The organism is Mesorhizobium sp. BR115XR7A (assembly GCF_020165315.1).
GTDB lineage: Bacteria > Pseudomonadota > Alphaproteobacteria > Rhizobiales > Rhizobiaceae > Mesorhizobium > Mesorhizobium australicum.
Genome location: NZ_JAIUHW010000006.1, coordinates 19,998 through 36,978 on the forward strand (window position 1 = coordinate 19,998; position 16,981 = coordinate 36,978).

Genomic DNA, 16,981 nt, shown 5'->3' on the forward strand with positions numbered 1-16,981 from the left:
AAACCCTAAATCGCGCAGATCGGCGCCCTAGATAGTTGTTGTCGATCCGGCCGGCTGCCATGCGTGGCGAGGCAGGCAACCCGGGCCGTCGGCACGCTGACGGGCACTTCTCCCAGGAAGACCCGCGGCGCGGATCAACCCCTCGCCCGGACAGAACGACCATGTCAAACCTGAGCATTCTTCGTAGGCATCGCATCGCCGCCCTGCTGGGCGCCGCGCTGCTGGTTTCTCCCTTTGTCGTCTCATTCGCCGACAGCGCGAACGGCGTCGGCACGGGCAACACGGTTGCAACGACGCAGACCCCCGTTGCCGGGACCACGGCCCCGAGCGGTTCGTTGGCGCCGATCGTGGCCACGACCAAGCCGGCCGTCGTGACCGTGACCACGGTCATGAAAGGACAGCCGGAAGCAATGAACGAAGCGTCGCCCTTCGATGGCGCCTCGCCCTTCGACGACTATTTCCGCCAGTTCTTCGGCGATCAGGGCATGCCCGCTCCCAAGACGCCTCCGCAACAGCGGTTGCCGCGGGCCGAAGCGCTCGGTTCGGGCTTCATCGTCGGTGCCGACGGCACCATCGTCACCAACAACCATGTCGTCGACGGCGCTTCCTCGATAAAGGTCACGCTCGACGACGGCACGGAGCTCCCGGCCAAGCTGGTCGGTCACGATGCCAAGAACGACCTCGCCGTGCTGAAGATCAACGCCGGCAAGTCGTTGCCAACCGTGAAATGGGGCGACTCCGACAAGCTCATGACAGGCGACCAGGTGCTGGCGATCGGCAATCCGTTCGGCATCGGCACCACGGTAACGGCCGGTATCGTCTCGGCGCGTGGCCGCGACCTGCATAGCGGGCCCTTCGACGATTTCATCCAGATCGACGCGCCGATCAATCACGGCAATTCCGGCGGCCCGCTGGTGGACGTCAACGGGAATGTCGTCGGCATCAACACGGCGATCTATTCGCCCAATGGCGGCAGCGTCGGTGTCGGTTTCGCCATTCCGTCGGACCAGGCCGAGAAGGTGGTCGCCAAGCTGATGAAGGGCGGCAACATCGAATACGGCTATCTCGGCGTCGAGATCCAGCCCGTCACCCCGGATGTGGCAAGCGCCATCGGGCTGGACCGTCCCAGCGGTGCCTTGGTCTCGCAGGTCAATGACGGCTCGCCCGCGGCCAAGGCCGGCGTCGAGACCGGTGACGTCATCACCGGCTTCGCCGGCCAGGACGTTAAGGATCCCAAGGACCTGTCACGAGCCGTCGCCGACGTCGCGCCGGGTGCCAAGGAGAGACTGGATGTCTGGCGCAAGGGCAAGGCCATGCAGATCTCGGTGGAGGTCGGGCGCAACAGCGACGATGTGAAAACGGCATCGACGGATGACTCCAGCGCGCCGGGCGCCGAACAGGGCTCCCGCGTGCCGGCCGTCGGCCTCGGCTTGATGGATATCACGCCGGACATCCGCCAGCAGATGAACCTCCCCGAGAACGAGCACGGCGCGGTGGTTGCGAGCGTCAATCCCGACAAGCCGGCAGCGACTGCCGGCATCCAGCCGGGCGATGTCATCGTCGCCGTCAACCAGGCTCCGGTGAAGAGCGCCAGGCAGGTGACCCAGGCGATTGCCCAAGCCGGCAAATCCGGACGCAAATCGGTGCTGCTTCTGGTCGAGCGTGGTGACACCCAGATCTATGTCGCCGTGCCGTTCGCCAATGGCTGACACATAAACAGCGGCGTGGCGGGCTTGTGGAGCGCCCGCTACGCCCAGTCTATCGGCTACAACTTGCGCAGCGCCACTTCCTCGATCAGGTGGTCGGCGCCCTTGCGCAGGATCAAGTCGGCGCGGGCACGCGTCGGCAGGATGTTTTCGCGCAGGTTCTTCAGGTTGATGTTGGTCCACAGGCCCTCGGCGATCGCCTTGGCCGCATCCTCCGACAGCTGCGAATAGCGGTGGAAGAAGGAGTCCGGATCGCGGAAGGCGGTTTCGCGCAGCCGCATGAAGCGGGAAATATACCAATTGTGGATCAGCTTCTCGTCGGCATCGATGTAGATGGCGAAGTCGAAGAAGTCCGACAGGAAGGGCACGATCTTGCCGTCCTGCGGCAGCTTGCCCGGCTGCAGCACGTTGATGCCTTCGAAGATCAGGATGTCGGGCCGGTCGATGGTGACGAACTCGCCGGGGATGACGTCATAGGTAAGGTGCGAATAGACCGGCGCGCGGACATCGGGCAACGCCGACTTGATACCCGAGAGGAAACGCAGCAGCGCGCCGACATCGTAGCTGTCGGGGAAACCCTTGCGCTCCATCAGGTTTTCGCGGCGCAGCACCTCGTTGGGCAGCAGGAAGCCGTCCGTGGTGATGAGGTCGACCTTGGGGCTCGACGGCCATCGCGCCAGCAATTCCTTCAGCACGCGCGCCGTGGTCGATTTGCCGACCGCGACAGAACCGGCAATGCCGATGATGAAAGGCGTTTTGGCCACGTCGGCGGCGTTGAAGAAAGCCTGGCGCTGCCGGAACAGAAGCTGGCTCGCCTCGACATGCGCCGACAAAAGCCGCGACAAGGACAGATAGATGCGCTTGACCTCTTCGAGGTCGACCGGGTCATTGAGCGAACGCAGGCGGCGGAACTCGTCCTCGCTCAGCGTCAGCGGCGTATCGGCGCGGAACCGCGACCATTGCTCGGCCGAGAAGAAGCGAAACGGAGAGTATTTCTCGGTTGGCGCGAGCTGATCCATCGAGATACCTGCCCTTCCTCCCGATCAGCCCTTGGGCCGCGACGCCTTCTCGGCGATGCCCGAACGCCCGGTACGGGCTTCGAGCTCCTTGAGCACGTCGTTCAACGGGACACCCGAGATGCCGAGAACGACAAGCCAATGATATATAAGATCGGCGCTTTCGGAAACGAGGCCCTGTTTGTCGCCCTTGACGGCGGCGATCACGGTCTCGACCGCCTCCTCGCCGAGTTTCTGCGCCGCCTTGTCGATGCCCCGGGCGTAAAGCTTGGCCGTCCACGAATCCGGATCGCCGGAATGGGCGCGGTCGCTGACGATTTTTTCCAGGTCGGAGAGCGAAAACTCGGCCATGTCGATCTATCTTCTTGTTTAAGCCGGGTTTTTCCCGAAAGCCGGCTTCGGGAGCATGCTCTAGGACCTGTTGCCCAGCGAGTCCAGCCGCATCGGCAGGCCGGCCTTGGCCATATGCGCCTTGGCTTCGGCGATGGTGTAGGTGCCGAAATGGAAAATGGACGCCGCCAGCACAGCACCCGCACGGCCGTCGCGAATGCCTTCGACCATGTGGTCGAGCGTGCCGACGCCACCCGAAGCGATGACCGGCGCGCGCACCGCGTCCGACACCGCGCGGGTCAGCGCGATGTCGTAGCCGGCCTTGGTGCCGTCGCGGTCCATCGAGGTCAACAGGATCTCGCCGGCGCCGCGATCGACCATTTTCCGCGCGAATTCCACGGCGTCGATGCCGGTCTTCTCGCGCCCGCCATGGGTGAAGATCTCCCAGCGGTCGGCCTCGCCGGGGCCGGAGACTTTCTTGGCGTCGATGGCGACGACGATGCATTGGTTGCCGAACTTGTCGGCCGCTTCGGCGACGAAATCCGGGTTCTTCACCGCCGCCGTGTTGATCGAGACCTTGTCGGCCCCGGCCAGCAGCAATTTTCGGATGTCGGCCACCTGGCGCACGCCGCCGCCGACGGTCAGCGGCATGAAGCATTGTTCCGCGGTGCGGGCGATGACGTCGAAGATGGTCTCGCGATTGTCCGACGAGGCGGTGATGTCGAGAAAGCAGAGTTCGTCGGCGCCGGCGGCATCATAGGCCTTGGCGGCCTCCACCGGATCGCCGGCGTCGATGAGGTCGACGAAATTGACGCCCTTGACGACACGGCCGTCCTTGACGTCGAGGCAAGGGATGACGCGGGCTTTCAGCATCAGCGGCCCTCTATCGTGGCAAGCAGATCGTTGAGCAGCTGACCGACCAACGGCGGCACATCGGCTTGGGCATCGAAGGCCGGATCGTAAGCGGAAACGGTGATGCCGACGACCGGTACCGCAAGCGCCATGGCGCAGGCCGCGTCGCGCAGCTGCTCCGGGTTCGGTCCGCCTGATGTGACGTAACGGTTGGCCTGCAGCGCCTTGGGATCGTGCACGTCGAGATCGAGATGCATGTGCACGCTGTTGGCGCCGGCGGCCTTCAGTTTTTCCGTCGCTTGCGCCACGCCTGGACATTCCGTCCGGATGACAGGCAATGTTTCGAGTAGTTCTTCCTCCGCCGGATCGAGATCGCGGGCGTTGACGAGCACGCAGCGCGCGGGATCGATCGGCCTGAAGCCGGGAATGGCGGCCGCCATCGGACGCCAGCACAGGCCGAGCACCGTCGACAGCGCCATGCCGTCGAGAAAGCCGTAGACGGACGTCTCCGGCGTGTTGAGGTCGCCGTGCTGGTCTGCCCAGATGATGGCGTCGGCGCCTTCGCCGGCGACCGCGCCGGCTGACGTCAGGCAGTTTCCGGCCAGCACAATGGGGAACCGCCCCCTGTCGCGGGCCATGCGGACCTCGCCCGAGACGGCGTTGCAGACGGCAAAACCCGTGGCGATCTCGCGCTCCTGGCCGTCGCCGACCCTGCCGATATCCTCGACCGTGACGTCGTGGCCGGCAAGGGTCAGGGCATCGACGAGCCCGCCCGATATCAGCGCGTCGGGCCCCTGGCCCATGCCGCCATGATAGTGGCCGCTGTCATAGGAGGCCAGGATGAGCGAAACTTTCACGACCGCGCCTCCATCGCCGGCCGGCCCCGCAGGATCGCCAGCGCCTCTGTGGGATCGATGCGGCCGTCATAGAGGGCACGGCCCGAGATCGCGCCTTCGAGTTTTTTCGCATCGGGCATGGTCATGCGCACGATGTCGGCGATCGAGGCCAGTCCGCCCGAGGCGATGACCGGGATCGACACCGCGTCGGCAAGGTCGATGGTGGCGTCCCAGTTGATGCCGGTCAGCACGCCGTCGCGGTCGATGTCGGTATAGATGATGGCGGCGACGCCCGCGCCTTCGAATTTCCTCGCCAGTTCGATGACGCCGAGGCTCGAGGCTTCCGCCCAGCCTTCGACCGCCACCTTGCCGCCCTTGGCGTCGATGCCGACGGCGACCTTGCCCGGAAATGCCTTGCAGGCCTGCCTTACCAGATCGGGATCGCGCACCGCCACCGTGCCGAGAATGACGCGGGCCAGCCCACGGTCGAGCCAATCCTCGATCTGCTCCAGCGTGCGAATGCCGCCGCCGAGCTGCACCGGGTTCCTGGTCGCCTTCAGGATGGCTCCGACCGCGGCGCTGTTTACGCTCTGGCCCTGGAAGGCGCCGTTCAAGTCGACGACATGCAGCCACTCGAAGCCCTGCTCTTCAAAGGCTTTTGCCTGCGCGGCGGGGTCATCATTGTAGATCGTCGCGGTCGCCATATCGCCGTGCTTCAGCCGCACGCATTGGCCGTCCTTGAGGTCGATGGCTGGAAACAGGATCACTCAGGCACCCTCGACGATCGCGAAATGTCCGGTCGAAGCCGCCAGCCTGTTCTGCAACGCTGTCTGGTAGGCTGGCGATCGATAGCAGCTGAGCGCGGTTTCATAAGAGTCGAACTCGACCACCACCTGCCTGTCAAATTCCGATCCTTCGGGATTGGTCACTTGTCCGCCGCGCACAAGATAGCGGCCTCCGAAAGACGAAACCGCGTCGCCGATGGCGTCGCGGTAACGCTGATACCCTTCCGGATCTGTCACCGTCAGCATTACCATCCAGTAGCCCTTCTTGCTCATGGTTCAGGGCCTCCAGCGCAGGAAATTGGTGATCAGCGCCAGGCCCAGCGCCTGGCTCTTCTCAGGATGGAACTGCGTGCCAGCGAGATTGTCACGGGCGACCGTGGCCGTCACCGGGCCCCCATAGTCGGCGACCGCGAGGATCTCGTCCGGTTTTTTTGCGTCGAGATGGTAGGAGTGGACGAAATAGGCATGCAGTCCCGCCGCGCCGGTCGGAATGCCGGAGAACAATGGGTGCTTATGCCTCAATTCGATCGTGTTCCAGCCGATCTGCGGGATCTTCAGCGCCGGATCGGAAGGCGTGATCTCCTTGACGTCGCCCGATATCCAGCCGAACCCGTTGGTGACGGTCTTTTCGAGGCCGCGCTCGGACATCAGCTGCATGCCGACGCAAATTCCCAGGAAAGGCCGGCCCTTGGCGATGGCGACGTCCTCGACCGCCTCCCACATGCCGTCCACGGCACGCAGGCCGGCCGCGCAATCGGCGTAAGCGCCGACGCCGGGCAGGACGATGCGGTCCGCGGTGCGCACCCGGTCGGCATCGGCCGTCAGGTCGATCTCGGCCGCGATGCCGGCCTCGCGCGCGGCGCGCTCGAAGGCCTTGGTGGCCGAGCGCAGATTGCCCGAACCGTAATCGATGATCGCAACCCGCATCTCAGCGCCGTCCCGGAATGTGGGTCAGCCCCAGCGCCATGCCTGGCTGTGCCGGGCGCGCCAAAGCGGCATCTGGGACGATGCGCGGCGCGGGTGCCGCTTCATCCGAAAGCCCTTCGACCTCAAGGGCATAGCGCATGTCGGCGTCGGCGAGCCAGCCGGCCTCGACGACGCCCCACTCATGCCAACCGCGGCGGCGCAGTGCCGCGATGCGCAAGCCCTGTCCTTCCAGTCCGACATAGAGCGAGACGAGCAGCGACAAAAGCGAGCCGGCCACACCGAGCCCAAGTCTCTCGCCAAGCATCGACAGCACGCCCATGACGACAAAGGCGAGCGCCGCTTCGACCCACAGCCGGTGCCAGGCAAGCCACAGCGGCGGCACAAGCAGGCCGAGCCAGGTGAAGCCGTCGCGGACTAAGGTCGTCGTGTCGACGTTCTCGCTGCGGCCAGGTGGCTCCATCACGACATAGGCGGTCATGAGGCTATCCCTTCAAAGAACCCTTGGTGGAGGGAACCGCGTCAGGCTGGCGCGGATCGCGCTCGAGCGCGGCGCGCAGCGCGCGCGCCACCGCCTTGAAGCAGGTCTCGGCGATATGATGGTTGTTGGCGCCATAATGGTTGGTGACATGCAGCGTGATGCCGGCGTTCTGCGCCAGCGCCTGGAAGAATTCGCGCACCAGTTCGGTGTCGAAGGTGCCGATCTTGGGCGACGAGAACGACACGTTCCAGACCAGGAAGGGGCGGCCCGACACGTCGATCGCCGCGCGCGTCAGCGTCTCGTCCATGGCAAGGTCGATCGAGGCGTAGCGCATGATGCCGCGCCGCTCGCCCAACGCCTTGGTCAAGGCCTGCCCGAGCGCGATGCCGGTGTCCTCGACCGTGTGGTGGTCGTCTATATGCAGGTCGCCCGTTGCTCTGACGGTCATGTCGATCAGGGAATGGCGGGAAAGCTGGTCCAGCATATGGTCGAAGAAGCCGACGCCGGTGGCGATGTCCGATTTGCCAAAGCCGTCGACATGGATCGACACCGAGATGTCGGTTTCCCCAGTCTTGCGGCTTGCATCGGCGGAACGAGGCGCCATCACTCTATCCTTGTGCCAGTGGTTCAGATCGTGACCGGTTCACGGGCCTCAAGCGCTCGCTGGCTTGAAAACGAGAGCCTTCTAGCAGCATGATCCGGCGATTGCCAGTTGCGATCCCGGCCGCTATCGAGCGGTTTGCAATCATTGGCCCCGTGCATACATATGGCCGATCAAAGTCACTCGTACCGCGCCAAATCGCCTTTTGAAGGGATGGTGCGAATCGGAGCCAAGAAATGTCCAATGAATTGACCATGCACGCCACGACCATCGTGACGGTGCGCAAGGGCAACAAGGTGGTGATCGCCGGCGACGGCCAGGTCAGCCTGGGCCAGACCATCATGAAGGGCAATGCCCGCAAGGTGCGCCGCATCGGCAAGGGCGGCAATGTGATTGCCGGTTTCGCGGGCGCCACCGCCGACGCCTTCACGCTGCTGGAACGCCTCGAAGCCAAGCTCGAACAATATCCCGACCAACTGACGCGCGCCTGCGTCGAGCTCGCCAAGGACTGGCGCACCGACCGCTATCTGCGCCGGCTGGAGGCGATGATGCTGGTCGCCGACAAGTCGGTCTCGCTGGCGCTGACCGGCAATGGCGATGTGCTGGAACCAGAACATGGCGTCATGGCCATCGGTTCGGGCGGCAATTATGCGCTGGCCGCGGCGCGCGCGCTGATGGATACGGACAAGGATGCCGAGGAGATCGCCCGCAGGGCGATGCAGATCGCGTCCGATATCTGCGTCTACACCAACAACAATTTCGTCGTCGAAACGCTCGATGCCGCCTGAACCAGACCATGACCCCGCAAGGTGGGAACCGGTTTTCGGAAAAGATCATGGTCAAACAAGAAAGTAGCTACGATTTTCGGCCGGTGACCAAAAAGGACCTGCCGATGATCGCCGGCTGGCTCGCCGAGCCGCATGTTGCAGAATGGTGGGATGATCCTGAGACGGAAATCGCGGAGATTGCCGATCACATAGACTCGATTTCCGTCGAGCCGCTGATCGTTGAGCTCGACGGAAAGCCGATCGCCTATCTGCAGAGCTATGACCCGCATATGGAAGACGGCCATCCCTATGCCGATCAGCCGTTCGGCACGCTGGGCATCGATGTCTCGATCGGCCGGCCGGAACTGATCAGCATCGGCCATGGCTCGGCCATCGTGCGTCAGTTCGTCGAAGACCTGTTCGAGGAAGGCGTGCCCCGTGTCATCATCGATCCCGACCCCGCCAATCTCAGGGCCATCCGCGCCTATGAAAAGGCGGGTTTCCGGGCCATTGATCGCAGGCAGTCGATCTATGGCGACGTCGTGCTGATGGCGATCGATGCCGAAGACGCGCAAGAGGGGTAATCCAGGGCATGGTCATATCCAGCGAGGACAAGGGCCTTTCGGCCTACGAGGACAGCTGGCGGATGGGGTTGCTGATCGTCGCCGGCCTGCTCGCCGCCCAGGCTCTCACGCTCTATCTGATGGGCCATCCGCCGATCTGCACCTGCGGCTATGTCAAGCTGTGGCATGGCGTGGTGAACAGTTCGGAGAATTCCCAGCACATTTCGGACTGGTACACCTTCTCGCACATCATCCACGGCTTCCTGTTCTATGCGCTGGCCCGGTTCCTGTTCCCGCGCTCGCCGATCGGCTTGCGGCTGGCATTCGCCGTCCTCGTCGAGGGCGGCTGGGAAATCCTCGAAAACAGCCCGTTCATCATCGAGCGCTACCGCGCCGGCACCATTTCGCTCGATTATTACGGCGACTCGATCATCAATTCGGTGTCCGACACACTGGCCATGGTGCTGGGATTTGTGATGGCGCGAAGGCTACCTATATGGGTGATCGTTAGCCTCGCCATCCTCTTCGAACTGGGTACCGGCTACCTTATCCGGGACAATCTTACACTCAACGTGATCATGCTGCTGCATCCGTTCGAGGCCATCAAGCAGTGGCAAAGTGGAATTTAGTGATATGAGCACATTTTCTCCCCGCGAAATCGTTTCGGAACTCGACCGCTTCATCATCGGCCAGAAGGACGCCAAGCGCGCCGTGGCCATTGCCTTGCGCAACCGCTGGCGCCGCCAGCAGCTCGAAGGCCAGATGCGCGAAGAGGTGATGCCGAAGAACATCCTGATGATCGGCCCGACCGGCGTCGGCAAGACCGAGATCTCGCGCCGCCTGGCCCGGCTGGCCGGCGCGCCGTTCGTCAAGGTCGAGGCGACCAAGTTCACCGAAGTCGGCTATGTCGGCCGCGACGTCGAGCAGATCATCCGTGACCTGGTCGAAATCGCCATCGGGCTGGTGCGCGAAAAGATGCGCGAGGACGTGAAGGCACGCGCCCATGTCAACGCCGAGGAACGGGTGCTGGAAGCGCTGGTCGGCAAGACGGCGAGCCCGGCGACGCGCGATAGTTTCCGCAAGAAGCTGCGCGACGGCGAACTCGACGACAAGGAAATCGAAATCGAGGTGGCCGACACCGGCAATGGCGGCATGCCCGGCTTCGAAATTCCCGGCATGCCGGGCGCCAATATCGGCGTGCTCAACATCAACGACATGCTGTCGAAGGCAATGGGCGGCAAGAAGACCAAGCTGCGCAAGACGACGGTGAAGGAATCCTACGACCTGCTGGTCAGCGACGAGTCCGACAAGTTGCTCGACCAGGACGAGGTGGTGCGCCGGGCTCTGGACGCAGCGGAAAATGACGGCATCGTCTTCCTCGACGAGATCGACAAGATTGCCGCCAGGTCGGACATTTCGGGCGGCCCGTCGCGCGAAGGCGTGCAGCGCGACCTGCTGCCGCTGGTCGAGGGCACCACGGTGGCGACCAAATACGGGCCGTTGAAGACGGACCATATCCTGTTCATCGCCTCGGGCGCGTTTCACGTCTCGAAGCCGTCGGACCTGTTGCCGGAATTGCAGGGCCGCCTGCCGATCCGCGTCGAACTGCGTGCACTGGAGAAGGACGATTTCGTCCGCATCCTGACCGAGACGGAGGCCAGCCTGATCAAGCAGTACATCGCGCTGATGAAAACCGAAGGCGTCGAGCTGACCTTCACCGACGACGCCATCGATTCGCTGGCCGGCGTCGCCGTCGACCTCAACGCCAGCATCGAGAATATCGGCGCGCGGCGGCTGCAGACGGTGATGGAGCGGGTGCTGGACGAGATCTCCTATGATGCGCCCGACCGCAACGGCACGGCCGTCACCATCGATGCTGCTTATGTGCAGAAGCATGTCGGAGACCTCTCCAGAAACACCGATCTGTCGCGGTTCATCCTCTGAACGAAGACGCCGGAGCGGTCCGGCGCGGCATCGAGTAAAAACTCCGGCAGGAGCCATGTGTGGCCAGATGGTACCATCTGGCCACCTTTCGTCTCGCCGGATGAAGAGGCGCTCTCGACTCGACCAGGTGCTTTACCTAGTTTGCGCGGCAATTCTCTAGGCGGCGGCGCATGAAAAAACTCATCCTGGTCATTCTCGGCTTGACGCTGGCGGCGACGCTGTTCGCCGCCGACGCGGCGACACTGGTGCCGCCGGGAAACCGCAATGCCGAGCAGCCCGACATTCCCGGCGCCTCCAGCCGCCGCACCCAGGCGACCAACACCAGCTTCCAGGCGAAGTATCGCAAAGTCTACGCGCTGTTGCAGAACGACCCCGACCTGCGCGGCAAGATCAAGAAGGCGGCAAGCGCCTATGGCATCGACCCGATGCACATCGTCGGCGCCATCGTCGGCGAGCACACCTACAATGTCGACGCCTATGACCGGCTGCAGACCTATTATGTCAAGGCGATCTCCTACCTCTCGAGCAAGCTCTCCTTCGCCTATGATGGCGAGGACATCACCGATTTCGTGCAGCGGCCGGAATTCAGGAAGTGCGCCGCGATTTCGGACAGCTACGATCTGTGGGAATGCCGTGAACAGGTTTGGAACCGCTCGTTTCGCGGCAAGACCGTCGGCGGCGAGGATTTCCCCGACAACCGGTTCGGCGCCACCTTCTTCCAGCCCTATTATGCCGGCCAGACCTTCGGCCTCGGCCAGCTCAACCCGCTGACCGCCCTGCAGATGAGCGATCTCGTGCACAAGGTGTCGGGCTTGCCGAAGCTCGACGTCTCCGATCCCAATTCGGTCTACAAGACCATCATGGATCCGGACCTGACGCTTCCTTACGTCGCCGCGACGATCAGGAAGTCGATCGACGCCTATAAGAGCATCGCCGGCTTCGACATTTCGGGCAATCCGGGCCTGACCGCCACGCTCTACAATGTCGGCAATCCGGAACAGCGCGCCTATGCGCTGAAGGCGGAAAACGAAAAACGCCGCGCCACCGGCGAGCCGGAGAAGCTGCCGGAAGAGAATTATTACGGCTGGCTGGTCAACGACAAATTGCCGGAGCTGAAGGCGCTGTTTTAGGGCGGACCCGGCGCGCTGACGTTGATTTGCCAAAGCCGCGCCGCCCCTCATTGTCCTGCCGGACATTTCTCCCCGTGTAGTGACGGGGAGAAAGACGCTGTCATCAATGATTTCGCCAATCGGTGCATGAATTGCGGCGAGGTTGCCATAGCCCCCTTCTCCCCGTTCTACGGGGAGAAGATGCCGGCAGGCAGATGAGGGGCGGCGCCGACATCCACAAGGTGCACGACCCCTATGCCGCCAGCAACGCCTTCAGCTTGACTTCAGGCGATCCCAGCGCGTCCGCCGACGGTTTTGCCCGCTTCGCGATCAGCATTTCGGCCAGCCTGATGTCGCGCGCCACCGCATTGCCCGGGCCGATGCCGCTGGCCGCCACCAGCCTGCCGTCCTCGGCGAGATGAAAGAGGATGAAGGCGCCGTCACCGAGATCGCGGCGCACGGTGCTACGGCCTTCGTCGGACAATCCCGCGATCTGCAGGGACAGGCCATACTGATCCGACCAGAACCACGGCACAGCGGCATGCGGCTCGCCGGCGCCCAGCATGTTCCTGGCCGCCAGTGCGCCCTGTTCCTGCGCGTTGCGCCAGGCTTCCAGCCGCACGCGACGGCCGCCATAGATGGCAAGCGGGAACGAGCAGCAGTCGCCGGCGGCGAAGATGTCGGGATCGCTGCTGCGCAGTTCTGCGTCGACCGCGATGCCGTTTTCGATGGCCAGGCCGGCCCCCGCCGCCAGTCCGGTCACCGGCACGGCGCCGATGCCGATCACGGCGAGGTCGGCAATGATCTCCCGGCCGCCGGCGAGCGTCACCCGCACCTCCTTGCCGTCGTCGGCGACGGCGGAGATGCCTTCCCCGCAGATCACGTCGACACCCTCGGCGACATGCGCGTCATGGGTGATTTCGGCGATCTCGGCCGGAACGCCGCGCATCAGGATGCGCGACTGCGCCTCGATGACGGTGACATCTGTGCCGAGCTTGCGCGCCGCCGCGGCAAGCTCGAGGCCGATGAAGCCGCCGCCGATGACGGCGATGCGATTGCCGGCGCTGAGATGAGCGCGGATGGCCAGCGCATCGGCGAAGGTCCTGAGATAGACGCAGCGCCCGCCAAGGCCAGGCATCGGCAGCTTGCGTGGGGTCGAGCCAGTGGCCAGCAGCAGCTTGTCGTAGGGCAGCACCGAGCCGTCGGACAGGCGCACCGTGTGCGCCGCGCGATCGATCGCGATCGCCTGAACGGAATGGATATGCCGGATCGCTTTTCCCGCCAGGATTTCGTCGCTGGCGATCGCCTTGATTGCAGGCGCGTCGCTGGCCATCGCCTCCTTGGACAGAGGTGGCCTCTCATAGGGCAGATGCGGCTCGTCGCCGACCAGCGTCACCGGCCCGTCATAGCCGAGATCGCGCAGCGTCAGTGCTGCCCGTCCGCCGCATTCGCCGGCCCCGATGATCACCATTCCCGGCGTCATGCCCTTTACCCGATCTGAACCAGCACTTTGCCGGCGTCGACCTTGACCGGATAGGTCCTTAGGTTGACGCAGACCGGCGCGCCCCTGGCCGCGCCCGTCTTGTAGTTGAAGCGGCCATTGTGCTTGGGGCATTCGATGATGTCGTCCATCACCAGCCCGTCGGCGAGATGCACCTTCTCATGCGTGCAAAGTCCGTCGGTGGCGAAATAATCGTCGTCAGGGCTGCGATAGATGGCGAAGGTACGCCCGCCATGATCGAAGCGCATCACATCTTCTTCGTCGATGTCACCGGCGGCACAGGCCTCGACCCAATCGCTCATTCAGTCCTCCCCTGGAGTTGTCGGATGTCATTCCGCCGCCGCGGCGACGATGTCGTTGTGGAATTCCTCGCGGTACGGCCTGGCGGTCGGCGGCAGCTCGCGCTTGAGGAAATAATCCTCGTTGCGCAGCTGGCGGCGGAAGGCCGGGATCATCTCGCGGTAACCGGCCAGGATCGAGGGCGTCGGCGCCGGCAAATCGTGCTTGATCAGCGCGTGCAGCCTGGGCAGCGCATGGTAGGGCACCATCGGGAACATGTGATGCTCGACATGGTAATTCATGTTCCAGTAGATGAAGCGGCTGATCGGGTTCATGTAGACGGTACGGCTGTTCAGCCGATGATCGGTGACGTTGTCGGCAAGGCCGCCATGCTGCAGCAGGCCGACCATCACATGATGCCAGGCGCCGTAGAGCCGGGGCAGGCCGACCAGCATCAAGGGCAGGAACGAGCCGGTATAGAGTGCCAGCGCGATAGTCGCTGCATAGATCGCCGTCCAGATGCGGGCAATATGGATCGCCTTGGGCTGCTCCTGTTCGGGAATGAAGGTTTTTTCCGCAGCGCTGATGTTGCCTGCGGCGTTGCGCAGCATGTCCGACATCGCGTGCCAGGCGTCGAGCACGCCGACAAAACCGAGGACGAGGCGCGCCAGGTCCGGCGGCCGCATCACCGAGATCTCGGGATCGCGGCCGACGATGATGGTGTCGGTGTGATGGCGCGTGTGGCTCCAGCGCCAGGTCACCGGGTTGCGCGTGATCATGAAACAGGCGATCTGATAGACCGCGTCATTCATCCACTGTGTGCGGAACGCGGTTCCGTGGCCGCATTCGTGCCAGCGTGAATCGGTCGACGAGCCGTAGAGCACGCCATAGACGAAGAAGAACGGCACGCACCACCAGCTGCCCCAGAACCAGGCACCGCCGGCGCCGCTGACGATGAGGGCGGTCAGCCAGATCGCGGTGTCGCGGATCGCCGGGCCATCGGAGCGCTGCATCAGTTCCTTCATCTGCTTGCGGGGAATGTCGGTGTGATACCACTCGGCGGCCGACAGGCCGTTCTCGACGGCAAGCCGGGCGTCGCGGCCGATCAGGCTGTAGTCACGCCGGGACGGCGCTGCGGTCATGATTGCCTCCCAAGGCAACGGGCTCGATACCCAGAAATAACGCCGCGCCATGATAGACTCAACATCACAAAGATAGTTTCTATCATTTCCTATCAAAGTAAGGTATCGATATCAGGCAATCGAGCGGGGACGATCATGGCGAAACGGCCGACCATCACTGATCTGGCGCGCGTCTCCGGCGTCAGTGTCGCCACGGTGGACCGCGTGCTCAACAATCGCTTGCCGGTGCGCGAGGAAACGGCGCGCCGCGTCTACGAGACCGCGACCGAGATCGGCTATCATGCCGCCGGCCTGATCAAGCAGAGGATGCGCCACGAGCTGCCGGAATACCGGCTGGGCTTCCTGCTTTTGAGAGGCAACGACGTCTTCTACACGGAGTTCGCGCGGCAGCTCGAACTCGCGCTGTCGCAATCGCAGCGCTTCCGCGGCGTCGCCATCATCGACTTCGCCAGTTCGCTGACGCCGGATGAAATCGTCGAGCGCACGCGCAAGCTGGCGGCTAAATGCAGGGCGGTCGCCCTGGTCGGGCCCGATCACCCGGCGCTGACGGTCACCGTCGAGGAGATGAAGGCCAAGGGATTGCCGGTCTTTTCCCTGCTGTCCGACTTCGCGGCCGGCATTCGCGAGGGCTATGTCGGCCTTGACAACCGCAAGGTCGGCCGCACCGCGGCCTGGATGATCTCCAAGGCGGCGAAGCGGCCGGGCAAGGTCGCGCTCTTCGTCGGCAGCCACCGCTTCCACGGCCATGAACTGCGCGAGATCGGCTTCCGCTCCTTCTTCCGCGAGCAGGCGCCGGACTTCACCTTGCTGGAAACGCTGGTCAATCTCGAGGCCAACCAAATCACGCAGGACACGCTGCTCGACCTGCTCGGCCGCCACCCGGACCTCGTCGGCTGCTACGTCGCGGGCGGCGGCATGGAAGGCGCGGTCGCGGCGCTGCGGCAGGCCAGGCCCGCCGAGATGCCGGCGGTCGTCTGCAACGAGATATCGGCGGTCTCGCGGTCCGCCCTGGCGGACGGGGTGCTGACCATGGTGATCTCCACGCCGCTGGCTGCTTTGTGCCGCGAACTGCTCGGCCTCATGGCGCATGCCATCGAGACGGGCGCGGCCAACGCACCCGGCCAGACCTTCCTGCCGTTCGACATCTACCTGCCCGAGAACATCTAGCGAGCTTTGGCCTAAAGCATAGCGCCCGACCTGCATCCAAATTGACGCATTACCGATCGCTAATATATACATACCCAATGGACGGGGATGGGTTTGGGTATATCGCTTTTGGGAGCGACGAGCTCTATGCGCGTGGCGCGCTCTTCAGCGCGCTTCGCTTGCTTCACTATTGCCCGGGTGCCAGGATCACGGTGCTGACCGACCGACCCTCCATTTTCGACGGCTATCCCATCGAAGCGATCGAGCTCACGGCCCAGAGACAGACCGAGATGTCCTTCGGCAATCGATACAGATTTGGCATCAAGGCCGCCGGCATCATCGATCTGCTTCAACGTTGCGAGCGCCTGTTCTTCATGGATGCGGACATGTATCCGACCGGCGACATATCGCGCTGTTTCAACCGAATTTCAGCCTTGTCCTCGATAATGTGGCGGTGCGAAGGGCGCCCAAAGGCTCCCTATCGCTCGCTCGAAGGCGAGGGGCTCTCCATTGGAGGCCGCATCCTGATCGGAGATGAAACGATGTGGGCGAGCGGCGTCCTTGGCGTTCATCATCACAACATTCCGGCGCTGGAGCGAGCATACGCGGCCAGCGAGAAAGTCAGTGAAATCGTGCATTTGCACACCCCGGAACAATTCTGTACCGGCGTCGCGCTATCCCAGGATGGGCGAACGATCAGCCGCCACTGGCTGCCGATCCGCAACTACAGTACCAGGGGAAAGAAGCTCCATGCCCGAAGGCGAATTGGAGCTTTCTTCGATCTCAACGGCAAGCTCAGTGTCGAACGGCAGGTGAAGCAGGCGGCGTCGTGCAGGGTCTGGAGAGCGCCGCTCGACCTCTTGTTGCAGAGAGACATCTGGCATTTCTGAACGCCATGCCATCGCCCGCCGACGGCATCCAAGGAATGGACCCGGCGCGCAGACGCCGTCGGCTCCGCACCGCATTCCCGTGTCCGCCAAAATCGCACATCCGGTTCTG

At 63.7% G+C, this 16,981-nt stretch carries 20 protein-coding genes; 8 read left to right on the top strand and 12 right to left on the bottom strand.

Annotated features, from left to right (window positions below):
• Positions 1 to 161 precede the first annotated feature (161 nt).
• Positions 162 to 1,709 (top strand): DegQ family serine endoprotease, encoded by a 1,548-nt coding sequence (locus LB557_RS14155; protein ID WP_224642946.1) that lies wholly within the window; start codon positions 162 to 164, stop codon positions 1,707 to 1,709.
• Between the two features lie 56 nt (positions 1,710 to 1,765).
• On the opposite strand, the gene coaA is transcribed toward LB557_RS14155, so the two are convergent.
• Genes coaA through hisB form a run of 9 tightly spaced genes read right to left on the bottom strand, consistent with a single transcriptional unit; the run spans position 1,766 to position 7,534 of the window.
• Positions 1,766 to 2,725 carry a type I pantothenate kinase gene (gene coaA / locus LB557_RS14160; protein ID WP_140660227.1) on the bottom strand — a complete coding sequence of 320 codons (960 nt, stop codon included), beginning with the start codon at positions 2,723 to 2,725 and terminating at the stop codon, positions 1,766 to 1,768.
• A gap of 24 nt (positions 2,726 to 2,749) precedes the next feature.
• Complete coding sequence (locus LB557_RS14165; RefSeq protein WP_015314588.1) at positions 2,750 to 3,073, bottom strand: phosphoribosyl-ATP diphosphatase; 324 nt, start codon at positions 3,071 to 3,073, stop codon at positions 2,750 to 2,752.
• A gap of 60 nt (positions 3,074 to 3,133) precedes the next feature.
• A complete protein-coding gene (gene hisF, locus LB557_RS14170) occupies positions 3,134 to 3,928 on the bottom strand; it encodes an imidazole glycerol phosphate synthase subunit HisF (RefSeq protein WP_181171414.1) in 795 nt (264 codons plus the stop codon).
• Entirely contained in the window at positions 3,925 to 4,761 is an 837-nt protein-coding gene (locus LB557_RS14175; RefSeq protein ID WP_224642947.1) for an arginase family protein, read from the bottom strand. The genes hisF and LB557_RS14175 overlap by 4 nt, the downstream gene beginning before the upstream one ends.
• Positions 4,758 to 5,507, bottom strand: a complete 750-nt coding sequence (gene hisA / locus LB557_RS14180; protein ID WP_224525025.1) for a 1-(5-phosphoribosyl)-5-[(5-phosphoribosylamino)methylideneamino]imidazole-4-carboxamide isomerase — start codon at positions 5,505 to 5,507, stop codon at positions 4,758 to 4,760. The genes LB557_RS14175 and hisA overlap by 4 nt, the downstream gene beginning before the upstream one ends.
• Positions 5,508 to 5,798: a DUF1330 domain-containing protein gene (locus tag LB557_RS14185; RefSeq protein ID WP_015314584.1), complete on the bottom strand. Its 291-nt coding sequence runs from the start codon at positions 5,796 to 5,798 to the stop codon at positions 5,508 to 5,510.
• A gap of 3 nt (positions 5,799 to 5,801) precedes the next feature.
• Entirely contained in the window at positions 5,802 to 6,452 is a 651-nt protein-coding gene (gene hisH / locus LB557_RS14190; protein ID WP_015314583.1) for an imidazole glycerol phosphate synthase subunit HisH, read from the bottom strand.
• 1 nt (position 6,453) lies between these two features.
• A complete protein-coding gene (locus tag LB557_RS14195) occupies positions 6,454 to 6,930 on the bottom strand; it encodes a DUF2628 domain-containing protein (RefSeq protein ID WP_224642948.1) in 477 nt (158 codons plus the stop codon).
• Between the two features lie 4 nt (positions 6,931 to 6,934).
• Positions 6,935 to 7,534, bottom strand: coding sequence for an imidazoleglycerol-phosphate dehydratase HisB (hisB, locus tag LB557_RS14200; RefSeq protein WP_140660220.1), 600 nt, complete (start codon positions 7,532 to 7,534; stop codon positions 6,935 to 6,937).
• A gap of 233 nt (positions 7,535 to 7,767) precedes the next feature.
• On the opposite strand from hisB, the gene hslV reads away from it, so the two are divergent.
• The 5 genes from hslV (at position 7,768) to LB557_RS14225 (ending at position 11,935) form a co-directional block, all read left to right on the top strand.
• A complete protein-coding gene (gene hslV / locus LB557_RS14205; protein WP_015314580.1) occupies positions 7,768 to 8,319 on the top strand; it encodes an ATP-dependent protease subunit HslV in 552 nt (183 codons plus the stop codon).
• Positions 8,320 to 8,366: 47 nt separating this feature from the next.
• Positions 8,367 to 8,882, top strand: a complete 516-nt coding sequence (locus tag LB557_RS14210; RefSeq protein ID WP_224642949.1) for a GNAT family N-acetyltransferase — start codon at positions 8,367 to 8,369, stop codon at positions 8,880 to 8,882.
• Between the two features lie 8 nt (positions 8,883 to 8,890).
• The gene (locus tag LB557_RS14215) at positions 8,891 to 9,490 is read left to right on the top strand and encodes a DUF2585 domain-containing protein (RefSeq protein WP_224642950.1); all 600 of its coding nucleotides are present in this window, start codon (positions 8,891 to 8,893) and stop codon (positions 9,488 to 9,490) included.
• Between the two features lie 4 nt (positions 9,491 to 9,494).
• On the top strand, positions 9,495 to 10,805 hold the full coding sequence (hslU, locus tag LB557_RS14220) for an ATP-dependent protease ATPase subunit HslU (RefSeq protein ID WP_015314577.1): 1,311 nt from the start codon (positions 9,495 to 9,497) through the stop codon (positions 10,803 to 10,805).
• A gap of 170 nt (positions 10,806 to 10,975) precedes the next feature.
• Positions 10,976 to 11,935 carry a DUF1402 family protein gene (locus LB557_RS14225; RefSeq protein WP_140660217.1) on the top strand — a complete coding sequence of 320 codons (960 nt, stop codon included), beginning with the start codon at positions 10,976 to 10,978 and terminating at the stop codon, positions 11,933 to 11,935.
• A 232-nt stretch (positions 11,936 to 12,167) separates the two neighbouring features.
• Here LB557_RS14225 and LB557_RS14230 read toward each other — a convergent pair whose 3' ends face one another.
• From LB557_RS14230 to LB557_RS14240, 3 genes are read right to left on the bottom strand one after another with little or no spacing between them, the layout of a single operon-like run.
• Positions 12,168 to 13,397, bottom strand: coding sequence for an NAD(P)/FAD-dependent oxidoreductase (locus LB557_RS14230; RefSeq protein WP_224642951.1), 1,230 nt, complete (start codon positions 13,395 to 13,397; stop codon positions 12,168 to 12,170).
• A 5-nt stretch (positions 13,398 to 13,402) separates the two neighbouring features.
• Positions 13,403 to 13,717 (bottom strand): MocE family 2Fe-2S type ferredoxin, encoded by a 315-nt coding sequence (locus LB557_RS14235; protein WP_015314574.1) that lies wholly within the window; start codon positions 13,715 to 13,717, stop codon positions 13,403 to 13,405.
• A 27-nt stretch (positions 13,718 to 13,744) separates the two neighbouring features.
• Positions 13,745 to 14,836, bottom strand: a complete 1,092-nt coding sequence (locus LB557_RS14240; RefSeq protein ID WP_224642952.1) for a fatty acid desaturase family protein — start codon at positions 14,834 to 14,836, stop codon at positions 13,745 to 13,747.
• A gap of 135 nt (positions 14,837 to 14,971) precedes the next feature.
• On the opposite strand from LB557_RS14240, the gene LB557_RS14245 reads away from it, so the two are divergent.
• The gene (locus LB557_RS14245; RefSeq protein ID WP_140711836.1) at positions 14,972 to 16,003 is read left to right on the top strand and encodes a LacI family DNA-binding transcriptional regulator; all 1,032 of its coding nucleotides are present in this window, start codon (positions 14,972 to 14,974) and stop codon (positions 16,001 to 16,003) included.
• 191 nt (positions 16,004 to 16,194) lie between these two features.
• Entirely contained in the window at positions 16,195 to 16,872 is a 678-nt protein-coding gene (locus LB557_RS14250; protein ID WP_224622821.1) for a hypothetical protein, read from the top strand.
• The last annotated feature ends 109 nt before the right edge of the window (positions 16,873 to 16,981 follow it).